This is a genomic window from Idiomarina sp. OT37-5b (assembly GCF_002968395.1).
Classification (GTDB): Bacteria; Pseudomonadota; Gammaproteobacteria; order Enterobacterales; family Alteromonadaceae; genus Idiomarina; species Idiomarina aquatica.
This window is the reverse complement of sequence record NZ_CP027188.1, coordinates 444,701-458,124: the sequence shown is the minus strand read 5'-3', so window position 1 is coordinate 458,124 and position 13,424 is coordinate 444,701. Positions and strand designations below refer to the sequence as shown.

Annotated in this window: 14 protein-coding genes; 4 read left to right on the top strand and 10 right to left on the bottom strand. The window is 52.2% G+C overall.

Annotation, left to right across the window (positions count from 1 at the left end; translation table 11 throughout):
* Positions 1-11 precede the first annotated feature (11 nt).
* The 3 genes from C5610_RS02210 to ndk all read right to left on the bottom strand — a co-directional run bounded on the left by C5610_RS02210 (position 12) and on the right by ndk (position 2,257).
* On the bottom strand, positions 12-428 hold the full coding sequence (locus C5610_RS02210) for a pilus assembly protein PilF (RefSeq protein WP_158682639.1): 417 nt from the start codon (positions 426-428) through the stop codon (positions 12-14).
* 201 nt (positions 429-629) lie between these two features.
* A complete protein-coding gene (locus tag C5610_RS02205; RefSeq protein WP_105305691.1) occupies positions 630-1,766 on the bottom strand; it encodes a bifunctional tRNA (adenosine(37)-C2)-methyltransferase TrmG/ribosomal RNA large subunit methyltransferase RlmN in 1,137 nt (378 codons plus the stop codon).
* 59 nt (positions 1,767-1,825) lie between these two features.
* Positions 1,826-2,257 (bottom strand): nucleoside-diphosphate kinase, encoded by a 432-nt coding sequence (ndk, locus tag C5610_RS02200; protein ID WP_105305690.1) that lies wholly within the window; start codon positions 2,255-2,257, stop codon positions 1,826-1,828.
* Positions 2,258-2,428: 171 nt separating this feature from the next.
* On the opposite strand from ndk, the gene msrA reads away from it, so the two are divergent.
* Positions 2,429-2,956: a peptide-methionine (S)-S-oxide reductase MsrA gene (gene msrA / locus C5610_RS02195; protein WP_105305689.1), complete on the top strand. Its 528-nt coding sequence runs from the start codon at positions 2,429-2,431 to the stop codon at positions 2,954-2,956.
* A gap of 283 nt (positions 2,957-3,239) precedes the next feature.
* On the opposite strand, the gene C5610_RS02190 is transcribed toward msrA, so the two are convergent.
* The 3 genes from C5610_RS02190 to trmJ all read right to left on the bottom strand — a co-directional run bounded on the left by C5610_RS02190 (position 3,240) and on the right by trmJ (position 5,754).
* On the bottom strand, positions 3,240-4,391 hold the full coding sequence (locus C5610_RS02190) for an IscS subfamily cysteine desulfurase (RefSeq protein WP_105305688.1): 1,152 nt from the start codon (positions 4,389-4,391) through the stop codon (positions 3,240-3,242).
* 36 nt (positions 4,392-4,427) lie between these two features.
* Entirely contained in the window at positions 4,428-4,886 is a 459-nt protein-coding gene (gene iscR, locus C5610_RS02185) for a Fe-S cluster assembly transcriptional regulator IscR (RefSeq protein WP_105305687.1), read from the bottom strand.
* Between the two features lie 145 nt (positions 4,887-5,031).
* On the bottom strand, positions 5,032-5,754 hold the full coding sequence (trmJ, locus tag C5610_RS02180; RefSeq protein ID WP_105305686.1) for a tRNA (cytosine(32)/uridine(32)-2'-O)-methyltransferase TrmJ: 723 nt from the start codon (positions 5,752-5,754) through the stop codon (positions 5,032-5,034).
* Positions 5,755-5,896: 142 nt separating this feature from the next.
* On the opposite strand from trmJ, the gene suhB reads away from it, so the two are divergent.
* Positions 5,897-6,685 (top strand): inositol-1-monophosphatase, encoded by a 789-nt coding sequence (suhB, locus tag C5610_RS02175; protein WP_105305685.1) that lies wholly within the window; start codon positions 5,897-5,899, stop codon positions 6,683-6,685.
* Between the two features lie 57 nt (positions 6,686-6,742).
* On the opposite strand, the gene C5610_RS02170 is transcribed toward suhB, so the two are convergent.
* Both C5610_RS02170 and ung read right to left on the bottom strand, forming a co-directional pair.
* Complete coding sequence (locus tag C5610_RS02170) at positions 6,743-6,916, bottom strand: DUF3545 family protein (RefSeq protein WP_105305684.1); 174 nt, start codon at positions 6,914-6,916, stop codon at positions 6,743-6,745.
* A 308-nt stretch (positions 6,917-7,224) separates the two neighbouring features.
* Positions 7,225-7,875 (bottom strand): uracil-DNA glycosylase, encoded by a 651-nt coding sequence (gene ung / locus C5610_RS02165; RefSeq protein WP_105305683.1) that lies wholly within the window; start codon positions 7,873-7,875, stop codon positions 7,225-7,227.
* A 74-nt stretch (positions 7,876-7,949) separates the two neighbouring features.
* Here ung and C5610_RS02160 point away from each other — a divergent pair, with 74 nt between their 5' ends.
* Together C5610_RS02160 and C5610_RS02155 are read left to right on the top strand one after the other, a co-directional pair.
* Positions 7,950-8,735, top strand: a complete 786-nt coding sequence (locus C5610_RS02160; RefSeq protein ID WP_105305682.1) for a glycosyltransferase family 2 protein — start codon at positions 7,950-7,952, stop codon at positions 8,733-8,735.
* Positions 8,736-9,470: a glycosyltransferase family 25 protein gene (locus C5610_RS02155; protein ID WP_105305681.1), complete on the top strand. Its 735-nt coding sequence runs from the start codon at positions 8,736-8,738 to the stop codon at positions 9,468-9,470.
* On the opposite strand, the gene C5610_RS02150 is transcribed toward C5610_RS02155, so the two are convergent.
* Both C5610_RS02150 and C5610_RS02145 read right to left on the bottom strand, forming a co-directional pair.
* Positions 9,467-11,491 (bottom strand): S9 family peptidase, encoded by a 2,025-nt coding sequence (locus tag C5610_RS02150; RefSeq protein ID WP_105305680.1) that lies wholly within the window; start codon positions 11,489-11,491, stop codon positions 9,467-9,469. The two genes, C5610_RS02155 and C5610_RS02150, sit on opposite strands and share 4 nt — an antisense overlap.
* 108 nt (positions 11,492-11,599) lie before the next feature.
* The gene (locus C5610_RS02145; protein ID WP_105305679.1) at positions 11,600-13,420 is read right to left on the bottom strand and encodes a DUF1302 domain-containing protein; all 1,821 of its coding nucleotides are present in this window, start codon (positions 13,418-13,420) and stop codon (positions 11,600-11,602) included.
* Positions 13,421-13,424: the final 4 nt, after the last annotated feature.

The window sequence follows — 13,424 nt, the reverse complement described above, 5'->3', positions numbered from 1 at the left end:
CTCGCTTCGGCTCAGCGACTGGTTAAGCACTGTGCTCGGTTGGCAGCAACATCTTGCTGTAACCTTTGAGCATGGTCAAACATCACCAGCGCTTGTTGCCAGTGACCGGATAAGCACAGCGCGATAGCGTAATTGTTGTACAATGCGCCGCTCATAGGTTGCCATGATAACGCTTGCTGGTAAAGTAGCAACGCAGAATTGAGCTTTTCTTTGTGTAAATACCATTGTCCGAGGGCGATGATGACGGCTTCTGCTCCTGGTGCGTCGGCGTATGCTTTATCGAGATGTTGGCGGGCGCGTTCCAGGTGTCCGCGTTTCATGTATTCGAGGCCAAGGTTGAGGCGATGTTGGCCGGCATCGCTGAGTGATGTACTGGGGGCTGCGCTACAACCGCTCAGGGTTACGGCGAGTACTATCCATATTCTCATTTCAGCATTCCTTTGCTTATTTGCGCTACGCGCTTGGCGCCGCCAGCGGCGGCTTGCTTGGCGGCACGTGCTGCGCGGTGCCTTGCTCGACGCGGACTCCCCCCGCTTGCCTGGCGCGCCGGAGGCGCTTGCTCAAAACAGCGCAGCTTGTCGTGCCTTCGGTACGACTCGCTAAGGTGAGCCAGTAAGCTTGTGGGGCGCCTAGCTGTTAGAAGCGATGGCGATCTCGTCGCCGCGCGCCGCTTGTTGGCGCTTGAGGATGCGCTTGGTGCGGTCAATCACATCACCCACCAATTGACCACAGGCCGCATCAATGTCGTCACCACGGGTCTTCCTGACCATCACGGTAAAGCCATATTCCATCAACACCTTAGCAAAACGGTCGATGCGCGAGTTGCTCGAACGCCCGTAATCCGATCCCGGGAACGGATTAAACGGAATAAGATTAATTTTACTGGGCGTGTCCTTAAGCGTTTTCGCCAATTCGTGCGCCTGATCCGTCGAATCATTGACGTGATCCAGCATCACATATTCTACGGTCACTTTGTGTTGCGCTTTTGATTGCTCAACATAGCGGCGACTCGACGCTAAAAACTGTTCAATGTTGTACTTTTTATTGATCGGCACAATCTCGTTACGCAGCTCATCATTCGGCGCGTGCAACGAAATCGCCAGCATCACATCAATTTGTTCGGCCAGTTTATCCAGTGCCGGTACCACCCCTGAGGTGCTTAGCGTGACACGGCGTTTTGATAAACCAAAACCGTAGTCGTCCAGCATCAATTCCATCGCCGGAACAACATTATTCATATTCAGTAGCGGTTCACCCATCCCCATCATCACCACGTTGGTAACAGGTTTTATGCCGGTTTTACCGTAGGCTCCGAGTAGTTGATTAACGCGCCATACCTGACCAATGATTTCCGCAACGTTGAGATTACGGTTAAAGCCTTGCGCCCCGGTCGAGCAGAAGGTGCATTCCAGCGCACAGCCAACCTGCGATGACACACATAAGGTCGCTCGATCACGCTCGGGAATCCATACCGTCTCCACATCCTGTCCGTCAAATAAGGTCATGACAAACTTGATGGTGCCGTCGGAGGATTGCTGTTGAGTGCGGACTTCTGGCGCCCGAACTTCTGCAACTTGCTTGAGTTTTTCCCGCAGCTTTTTGTTGAGATTGGTCATCTCATCAAAATCATCCACGCAAAAATGATACAACCATTTCATCACCTGATCGGCACGAAATGGCTTCTCCCCCATTTCGCGGAAGAATTCTTTCATTCCCTCGCGGTTGAGGTTAAGAAGGTTCACTTTTTTGTCGATGGTATTGGTCATAAATTTCCTGTTAAATTGGAATACTTCGGCTCCGCGGAAGCGAAGCCGAAGCTAAGATCTTACCGAGTGCGTGGGCAGATTTCTTCGTCGCTGAAGAAGTAAGCAATTTCACGCGCAGCAGATTCAACAGCGTCTGAGCCGTGTACTGCATTTTCGTCGATAGTTTCAGCATAGTCTGCACGTAACGTTCCTGCCAGTGCTTCTGCCGGGTTCGTTGCGCCCATGATGTCGCGGTTTTTACGGACGGCGTCTTCGCCTTCCAGAACCTGAACAACGATTGGGCCAGAGGTCATGAACTCAACCAAAGCGCCGAAGAAAGGACGTTCTTTGTGTTCCGCGTAAAAACCTTCCGCCTGTTCTTTGCTCAGGTGCATCATTTTAGCTGCAACAATGCGTAGACCTGCAGATTCGAAACGGTTGTAGATAGCACCGATTAAGTTTTTAGCAACTGCATCGGGCTTGATGATTGATAAAGTGCGCTCTAAAGCCATCTGTTTTACTCCAAAAAGGGTATTAAACCAGTGATTAAATTTTCCGCGCGAATTATACGGGAGATTGCATTAAAAATCGAATAGCGATTGATTGTTTTTGTTTAAATTCTAAGTTAGGATGCAAAAACATATAGCCATATAGACGTCTATACGACGAGAGGAGTAATAAGCATGGCACAAGCAACCTTGGGTGGCGGCTGTTTTTGGTGTGTTGAGTCAGCCTTCCTGCAAGTCAAGGGCATCAGCAATGTACAATCGGGATACACCGGTGGCCATACTGAAAATCCGACTTATGAACAAGTGTGTAGCGGTGAGACCGGACACGCGGAAGTCGCGCAGTTAACCTACGACCCTGAGCAAATTTCGTATCGTCAAATCCTCGAAATCTTCTTCACGTTGCACGATCCAACGCAGGTGAACCGTCAGGGCAATGACATTGGCACGCAGTATCGCACGTCGATTTTTTACCACGACGATGAGCAAAAGCGTGAAGCGGAGCAAATCATTGCTGAACTTGAGTCAGAGGGTGCCTTTGCTGATCCGATTGTAACTGAGGTGTCGCCGCTGGAGGTGTTTTATCCGGCTGAGGATTATCATACCAACTACTTTAACCGAAACCCGGAAAATCCGTACTGTCAGGCGGTGATTTCACCGAAATTAGCGAAATTCCGTAAGACCTTTGCCGGGCTGCTGCGCTAGTTCCTAGCGCTTGGCGCCGCCTCCGGCGGCTTGCCCGGCGCTGCTCGCTACGCTAGCAGCTTGCTTAGCGTTCGCTGCGCGAACTTGCTAGACGGCGCGTAGCGCCTTGCCTAAAAGCAGTAACTTGCGCCTTCGGCGCAAGAATGCTTGTCGCGCCAACGGCGCGACTCGCCGGTGTTTGCAAGCGCCTTTGGCGCGCCTGGCAAGCGGGCAGAGCCCGCGCCGAGCAAGGCACGGCGAACTACGTGCCGCCGGGCAAGCCGCCGGAGGCGGCGCCAAGCGCTTAGAAAGTGCTAAGGGCTCGGTAAACCGCGAGGATGTGTTCGGCGGCGTGGTCTACTTCCGCTTCCGTCGTTGGGCGGCCGAAGCTGAAGCGTAACGAGGCATGCGCCAACTCATCCGTCAGCCCCAGCGCTCTCAGCACGTAAGACGGCTCGACACTGGCCGAAGTACAGGCAGAGCCTGATGAAATGGCGAGATCTTTTAGTGACATCAGTAAAATCTCACCCTCGACATCCGCAAAGCGCAAATTAATGATGTGCGGCACCCGCAACGCATCACTGCCGTTTAGATCGATGCCAGGCTCAGCCAGTAGCGGCGTTAAAAACCGCTGACGGAGTTGCTCAAAGTACTCTGCATCGTGTTGCAGTCGCTCTCCGGCAACCGCGCAGGCTTCGCCAAGCCCGACGATTTGATGGGTTGCCAGGGTACCTGAGCGCATACCTCGCTCATGCCCGCCACCGTGCATTTGCGCCTGTAGCCGCACTCTTGGCTGACGCCGCACATACAAGGCACCAATGCCTTTCGGGCCATACAATTTGTGCGCCGAAAGCGACAACAAATCGACCGGAAGCTGACTCAGATCCAGGCTCAGTTTACCGGCACTTTGCGCAGCGTCGACATGCAGTAAGGTACCATTGCTGCGGCAAATAGAACCGATCGCCTCGATATCCTGAATCACACCCAGCTCATTATTCACGTGCATCACACTGACCAGGGTGGTGTCTTCCCGTAACGCCGAGCGCAATTCATCGAGATCAATACGCCCATCCGCCTGTACATCGAGAAAGGTGACCGAGAATCCTTCTTTTTGCAGTTGCAACATCGGATCCAACACCGCTTTATGCTCGGTTTTAACGGTGATCAGATGCTTGCCTTTGTCACGCAATTGGTAGGCAACGCCTTTAATCGCGAGGTTGTCCGATTCGGTTGCGCCTGAGGTGAAAACAATCTCGCGTGCGTCTGCGTTGAGCAAATCAGCCACTTGGTGACGGGCAATATCAACCGCCTCTTCAGCCTGCCAGCCATAGCGATGTGAGCGTGAAGCGGGGTTTGCGTAGATGCCATCATAGGTAAGAAATTGCATCATTTTATCAGCGACCTGCTGTTCTACCGGGGTGGTGGCCGCAAAATCCATATAAATAGGCAATTTCACTACGCAAAAACTCCTGAACCGTAATTTAACAACATACTAAATAACGTTTAACTCAATCTTTTCTGATGATTGCCGTTTGCCCACGGCATTCACATCCCGTGACGCCATCAGCTCGGCCAGCGTGATACCATCAAGGAAATCGGCGATGCGGTCGCTCAATCCTTCCCACAAGGAGTGGGTTAAACAGCGTTCGCCGCCCTGACAGTTGGCCTTGCCCTGACAACGGGTTGCATCGATGGATTCGTCAACCGCTTCAATCACGGCGCCGACCGAAATTTCGTTGGCACGGCGACCGAGTTGGTAACCACCGCCTGGCCCACGGACGCTTTGAACGAGTTTGCGCTTTCGCAGGCGCGCGAACAGCTGTTCGAGATACGACAATGAAATACCTTGCCGCTCTGAGATGTCCGCCAATGGTACCGGGGCTTTTTGTGCAAACATGGCGACGTCAAGCATCGCGGTGACCGCATAGCGGCCCTTGGATGTCAGGCGCATGATTCTGTATCCTCTTCGCTGAGCTGGACTTTTAAGTTTACTTACCCGACTAAAATAGTCAAGTATTAGCGCGACGTGGGCGTTGCGCTTGGCGCGTTGGCCCTCTTGCGCCGGTGGCGCACGTTACGCTTTTTGTGCCAAGCGGTTATTTCTTAATGGAAGCGAGGATACCGCGCAGGATGTTGATTTCGCTTTCTTCCGGGCGCGCTCGGTTAAATAAGCGCCGCAACTTGGTCATCACCTGCCCCGGATGCTGCTTCACAATAAAGCCGGTATGGTAGAGCGTCTGCTCCAGGTGCTGGTAGAACATTTCCAGTTGTTCCGCACGGGGATAGTCCGCAATCTCATCCGTATGCGTGTATAACGACTGCCCTTCTGCCGCTTCCAAGTGTTGCATACGCAGCTCGTAACAAACCGTCTGTACTGCCATCGCCAGGTTCAACGAACCATAATCCGGGTTGGTCGGGATGTGCAAATGATACTGACTGAGTTGCAGCTCTTCGTTGGTTAAGCCATTGTTCTCACGCCCGAAGACCACTGCGACTTTATGCTTTGGTGCTTCGGCCAGCATTTTGGCGGCCGCATCGCGCGGACCTAACAACGGCCAGTCGAGGGTCCGATTGCGGGCGCTGGTCGCCAGCACCAACTCACAGTCTGCGATCGCTTCTTCCAGCGTGTCAACGATTTGGGCGTTGGCCAAAATATCCGTCGCCCCGGCCGCCAACGCGGACGCGTGGCTGTCCGGTTTGTTCACCGGATCAACCAGGGTCAGTTCTTTTAAACCCATGGTTTTCATGGCCCGTGCCACCGAACCGATGTTGCCTGTATGCGAGGTGTTTACAAGTACGATACGAATTGAATCTAACATGATGCCCTTGAACGATTAAAACGGATGACACACAACAGTGTTGCTGAATAAAAGTTGTGCATGATACCGCAATACTGGTATTATCCGCGACCAGATTTTTGTGATCCTCACAACGTTCTTTGACAGCACAGGTAATTTGATTATGCATCCGATGTTAAACATTGCGGTGCGCGCAGCGCGTGCAGCCGGCAAAATTCTTGTTAAGCAATTTGATCAGGGGCAACCCATCGACGCGGTTTCTAAAGGCCCGAATGACTGGGTGTCCGAAATGGACAAAGCCGCCGAACAGGCAATCATCAGCACCATCCGTAAATCCTACCCGGAACACGGTATCATCGCGGAAGAAAGCGGCCAGCAACAAGGCTCGGATAATGATTTTCAGTGGGTTATCGACCCGCTGGACGGCACCACAAATTACCTGCGCGGTATCCCTCACTTCTGTATTTCGATTGCGCTTTTGCACAAAGGTTCTGTGCAACAGGGCGTGGTCTATGATCCGATTCGCGAAGAGTTATTCAGTGCATCACGAGGTGCCGGTGCTCAGTTAAATGGTCGCCGTTTACGGATTGACCCGAAAGTTGAGCTTAAGGGAGCGTTGTTAGCGACGGGCTTTCCGTTCAAATACAAGCACAAACTGCCTGAATATCAGCAAATGTTTAATAACTTGTTTGAACACTGCGCAGACATGCGCCGCCCCGGAGCAGCAGCACTGGACTTAGCCTATGTCGCGGCCGGTCGCTTTGACGGCTTCTTTGAAATGGGTCTCAAGCCCTGGGATATGCTGGCCGGCGAACTGATGATTCGCGAAGCCGGTGGTATCATCTGCGACTTCAGCGGCGGCCACAATTACGTGCAAAGCGGTAACGTGGTTGCAGGCGCACCGAAAGTGCTCAAGCAAATGCTGCCGGTCATGCGCAAAAAGCCTGAGTAACTTGCGCCCATGGCGCAAGCCATTCCGAAAGATAATGGGTCGCGCTCTGGGCGCGACCTACGTCAGGTCGATTTCTTCCAAATCGAGATCGTAGCAATAATCCATTTCGGCCAGTTCTTCCCGTAACTGATATTTTTCTTTTAGTTGTTCAATTTCACGCCATTTGCGTTTTTTTGCGCGTCCCTTCGATGACTTGTCACTGACTTTCTGAAGCTCTTCTGAATGATCCATACTTGCCTCTCAGTTTTATAGTTATGGTCTTAGCGCACGTGAAAAAATTGTTATCACTTTTTATAACAATAAATTCACAAACACCTTGATACCACAGCGAGCTCCAGATTAAAAGCTAATTGTTACACTCGTGTTAACTCTTCCGCAATTTTTCATGAACATCGACAGCGTCTGTTCACCGCTAAGGCCACAGAGAGCGCGGAGGTTTTTAAGGGTAAAACCACGAACCCAATTGGGTTTTCCATTAAAAGTCTTTTCTCTGCGGTTCTCCGCGCCCTCTGCGGTGAAAAACCTCTACGGTGAGCGAGTCACCAGCGAATGGGCTCACGTCCAATGCTGACAAGATAGTCATTGGCTTTACGGAAGTGGTGCGCGTCGAAAAAACCTCGATGTGCTGAAAGCGGCGACGGGTGCACCGTTTTTAGCACGCAGTGGCGATTACCATCAATAAGGCGTGCCTTTTTCTGCGCATGCGCGCCCCATAACAAAAAGACAATGCCCTGCTGTTCTGCCGCCAGCCGTTCAATCACCCGGTCAGTAAAGGTCTCCCAGCCCCAGTTGGCATGGCTGTGAGCGTTACCCGCCTGCACCGTGAGTACCGTATTCAACAGCAACACGCCCTGCTTTGCCCAGCGCGTCAAATCACCGTTCGCGGGCTGCGGCTGTTCGGGGTAGTCCACCTGAATGGCTTTCAGTATGTTGCGCAACGACGGCGGCAGCTTAACCCCATCCGGTACCGAAAAACTCAACCCATGCGCCTGGCCAGGCCCGTGATACGGGTCTTGCCCCAAAATCACGACCTTTACTTGTTCAGGCGCGGTTAGCTTTAATGCATTAAAGACATCCGCTGCCGGCGGGTATACGGTGGTTTGTTCGCGTGCCTGGGCAACGCGGTGCAGTAATTCCTGAAAATACGGTTGTTGTTTTTCGTCAGCCAGCAATTTTGTCCAGTCACCCATAGCGATTCCGATTGATGCGTATACGTAGAAAAAACTATATCATTAACGCCATCGCGAGTTAACGGGAGGCTTTCATGGCCGAGTTACCAAAAATCAGTGTTTATCTCATCACCAAAAATGAAGGTCGTCATTTAGACGAAGTGCTTAGCAGCGTGAAAGGCGCTGATGAGATCGTTCTGGTCGACTCTGGTTCGACCGACGATACCCTCACCATCGCTGAAAAGCATGGCGCTCGTATCATTCATCAAGACTGGCTTGGTTATTCAAAGCAAAAGGCGTTCGCGCTGGAACAATGTCGTAACGATTGGGTGATTAACCTGGATGGCGATGAAGTGCTTCCCAACGGGGCGTTCGAGCAAATTCAGCAGCGCATTGCCAAAGGGGACATCAACGGCATCTATCTGGCGCACGACGATATTTTTATGGGTCACTCGCTACCGGGTCACCGACATCACCGCTTCCGCCGTGTTTATCGCAAGTCCAAGTCACGCTGGAACACCTCATTAAAAGTGCACGAACACATCGAGGTCGAGCCACCGCTTGCGCACCTGCCCATTGATGTTAAACATTATGGCTATGACTCAGCGCACGGTTACATGGATAAACTGAACAAATACTCGTTACTAAAAGCCAAACAACGCGAAGAACAGGGTCGTACCTGTAGCCTGGCGCGGGTATTACTCATTTTCCCGCTGATGTTCATTAAATTTTATCTCATTCGCCGTATGTTCCTGGCTGGCTGGCGGGGCTTTATCAAAGCCAATATTGATGCCTTCCACTTTTTCCTGACGGAAGCCAAGCTCTACGAACGTGAATACCGCCGCAAGCGCGGTGATGATGTCGAAAAATCTGAGCGCTAAATGATGTTGCCCGTTTATGTTATTAACCTCGACCGTTCGCGCGAACGCCTACAGCACGCCAGCCAACAACTGCACAGTATCGGCGTTGATTTTACTCGGATCGCGGCGATTGACGGACGTCAGTTAAGCGATGCCGAGATTGATCGTGTCTATGACAGCGAACGCAATCGGCAGCGCTTTTACGCGTCACTAACGCGTGGCGAAATCGCCTGTTACATGAGCCACCGGAAGGCTTGGCAGCAACTGCTCGACAGCCCTGCGCAAGCGGCCGTCATTCTGGAAGACGATATTATGGTTAGTCCGGCCTTTGCCGAGTTGGGCGCGGCCGTTGCAACACTGTCGGACGACTGGCACTTGCTGAAATTAGCGCAACCCTTTAAGCCCAAGCAACATTATAAGCTGGCTGATGTTGGCGCATTTACGCTGGTGGACTACCGTACCGACAAACCACCGATGGGCGCCTGCGGCTACATTTTAAGCCGCTCCGGTGCGGCTAAATTGCTAGCTCGTAAACGATTTTTCCGTCCGGTTGATGTTGATTTTCAGTGGCAATGGGAAACCGGCTGTTACGTACAGGGGTTGCTGCCCTACTGCGTTGATAACACTCATCAGCACGGCAGTGACATTCTTGACGTTGAAGATCGCCACTTAAAAGATAAAAGCGCCTGGCGGCGCTTTCTCGAACAGTGGCGGTTTTACTGGCAAAACCGCCGTTTTTGCCGCACGCGGGATTAATCCTTGTCGCGGTACTTGTCAAACCAATGCAGGATGTAGGCAACTTTGTTCATCAGGTTACTTGGGCGCGCATAAATACCGTGCCCTGAATCCTGAATCCGCACCATCGCTGTCTCTACACCGGCTAATTTCAATGCTTGATAGTACTGCTCGGTTTCTGACATCGGTGTGCGATAGTCATTCTCACCCGTCAGTAACATCGTTGGTGTGGTCACGTTACCGACATAGCTTATTGGCGAATACTTCATATAGTGTTCCAGGTTATCCCATGGCAACCCCGGGAACCAGTACTGATAGAAGTAGTTATACATATCGGCGGTCAGTACAAAGCTGTACCAGTTGATTACGGGCTTCGCGACCACCGCCGCTTTGAAGCGATCGGTATGGCCGACAATCCAGGCGGTCAAAACACCACCACCGCTACCACCGGTGACGTACAGCTCGTCTTCATCAATAAAGCCCTTATCAATGACCGCATCGACGCCGTCCATTAAGTCATCGTAGTCATGACTCGGGTAGTTTTTATTAATGGTATTGGCAAACTCATCACCGTAACTGGTGCTGCCACGAGGGTTGGTATAAAGCACCACGTAGCCGGCTGCCGCGAATAACTGGATCTCGGCGGCAAAACGCGGGCCGTAATTAGTGTGCGGACCACCATGAATCTCCAGCATCAGCGGGTATTTTTTACTCGGATCGAAATTCGGTGGGTAGGCAATCCAACCCTGTAAATCAAGACCGTCCACGCTGGACTTATAGTTAATTTCTTCGACACGCGCGAGCTGTTTATGCGCCAGCGCATCCTCATTCAGTTGCGTTAACTGACGACTGTCGCCGTCCTGCCATAAGGCCAAATCCGCCGGACGCTGAGGGTTCGAAACGGTATACAGTACACTGTCATCGGCAGCCACTGAGAAATCACCACCCCCATAAGGACGACTGTAGGACAAGCCGCCGACACGATCCGCCAGCTGTTCGTGATCGCCGGACAGGTCCGTGCGTGCCAGGTAGCCAATGCCGTGGTCGTCGTAGCTGAAGTAAATACCATCGCTATCACTGTCCCACTCAAAGCCGGTGACACTGCGATCCAGATCCGCCGTCAGTACTGTGTTGTCGCTGCCGTCAGCAGACATTACGTAAAGCCGCGTCACCTGAAAGCTTTTGCCATTATCGTCGTTCCCCAGATAGGCAATGTATTCGCCGTCCGGCGATACGGCAGGCGAGCGGTCAGGACCTTTGCGGTCGGTCACTTGCTGTATCTCGCCACTATTGACGGCCACTTGATAAAGTTCGCTGTTGGTTGGCTGACGAAACGCGTCGTCACGGCGATTGGCCGAGAAGTAAATGACCTCGCCGTTATCCGCCCAAGCCAGTTCGCCACCGTGGTTATAGTCGCCGCTCGTCAGTTTACGCGCGGTACCACCTTCGCTGGGTACCACATAAATGTGTTGATAACCGTCACGGGCATAACCGCCGCCATCGTAGCGATAGTTGTCTTTATCGATGTATTTCGGCGCGTCCGTCCACTCGGCGCCTTGTGGTTTCCCCGGCAATGAAACCGGTGCCGGCTTGGCGTCCGGGGTAAACATAGTAAAGGCAATTTGCTTACCGTCCGGTGACCAACTCAGGCTTGATGGTGCCTGGGTTAAGTCGGTAATCGCAGCATGCTCACCACTATCGACCCAATAAATATGAATTTGCGGGCTACCGGTTGCGGTTGAGACAAACGCCAGCCGTTTCCCATCCGGTGACCAGACCGGCTGGCTCTCACTGGCTTTGTCGCCGGTCAGTGGCCGCAAGTCGCCATTCTCGTGGATTTTCCACAGCGTACCCACCTTACGGTCTTTGTTGATGTCCATCGCCTGACGCACAAAAACACTGTAATCCCCGCTGGGGTGAATGGTTGGTGAAGACGCATATTCCAGCGTAAAAACATCTTCTAACTGAAAGGTGTTATGGTCATCAGCGAATGCAGTGGCAGAGACCATCAATGCCGCTATTGCGGTTAACGCTCGTTTCATCTTGCTCTCCTGGTTTTCGTACCTTGCGCCTCAGGCGCAAGCTACCATAAACAAAAAAGTCGCGCCAAAGGCACGACTTTCCGTTAGCTCATAAGCAGTCTAACCTTGTTAGAAGGCGTATGAGAAGCTGATGGACGCGAAATCACGGTCAGTCGTCGCATCATAGTCACTGCCACTGTACGTGGTGTAACCCAGGTTCACTTTATAAGTCGATAGGTAGTCGGCCGTCAGGTTAATACCCAGCGACTTACGGTCTTCGATAAAGTTACTGTTTGGTGAGTAACCCGATACATCGTGGTTAAATTGAACCACCGGGGTCAGGCTCCAGCCTTGCCATACGTTTAAGTATTCAAACTGGAAGCGGGTGCGGTAACCCCACGAGTTTTCTGTGACGAAACCTTCACAGTTGCCCGCGTTGGCCGGCCCTACTTCTGATGGCAGTAAGCACTTACCAAATAATGGCAGACGGCCATAACGTTGTTCTTCCAGACCCGGTAGGTCGTGTACCTGGTTCATCGCAATTTCACCGACGAAGGTCATGCGGTCAGAACCCCACAGACGGTCAACGAAACGCACAAAACTGGCCTGCGCCTGGCTGACGTCCAGTCGGTCATAACCGTTGGCAAGCCCACCCAACTCGGTGGTTTGCACGCGATCTGCAAAGGTGCTCGGTACATTCGGACGCAAACCGGCGGTCAGAATTTCGGTGGTGTTAATTTGCACGGGCGCGTCTTTACGGAAGCTGTATTCACCGGCAACAGACCACATGCCCAGGTTGGTGCTAAAGCTCGCACCCATGACTTTGTAATCTTCCGGATACTCGATCACCAGACGCGGTCCGTCGATGGGGTAGCCGTTTGGTGTCGCATAGGTGTAACCTGGATTCATACGATCTTCATCGGACATGTACTGTTCCGGATCGACGGTCCAGTTATACGCTGAAATGATCGGCGTATTGCTGTGCAGGTTGAGGTAGTACAAACCAAATTCAGCGTCTAAATCCAGTGAGTAATAACGGAAGTTAACCCCCCACTGACCGCTATCTGACGCATCAAGCGTTGGGTTGGAGCCAATGTAGGCACCCGATACAACCGACTCACGGTCGCTCAGATAACTGCTGGGATCTCCCGGAACCAGCTGTGGGTTCAGGGTCACTTTACCGCAACCCGGACCGCCGATGATATCAACGCTGGAGAAGTAAGTACCGCAACCATCAAGCTTGGTGTTGTCCCACTCGTATTGATAGAAGGCTTCCATATTCAGGCTTTCGGTTAAGCCCATGTTGATGCTCACCATACCTACCGGTAACAGAGCTTCTTTGATTTCAGCACCCGGACGACGCGCCGCGTTAACATCCAGTGGGTTAATGTCATTGATGCCGTTAAAGACAAAGGTACTTTCACCCCAGCTCAACACCTGACGACCTACCCGCAGACTGGTCGGGATATCGCCCATATCAAAGTTTGCCCAGACAAACGCATCCAACACTTCGAAACCACTACCCTGTGAGTAGTCATCAAAAATGTCATCGTTAAGGGTGGTGTTAGGCACGTAGTTGTTACCCGGATGACCGTGCGGCATTTCTTCTTCAGAAATCACGTAGTCATACCAGTAATTGAAACGGAAAAAGGCACCGTAGCTGCCGCCGTCAATGCTTAAATCGTGAACACCCTTAAATACTGAACTTACCAGATCGCCTTTTTCAAAGTTCAGGTTGCCGTCATCACCGACACTGGAACCGGCTGTGCCACCGGCGCGGTTACCCGGATGAATGAGGTGCATGGCCGGATCTTCCATCCGCCAAGCGGCACCGTAGGACAGGATGGAATCGAACTTGATGTCGAAATCACCCACTTCAAAGTCAGCAGCCTGAGTTGGCAACGCAAAGGCCAGCGCAATGGCCGACGCTAGAGGTAATTTTTTTAGCATAGTT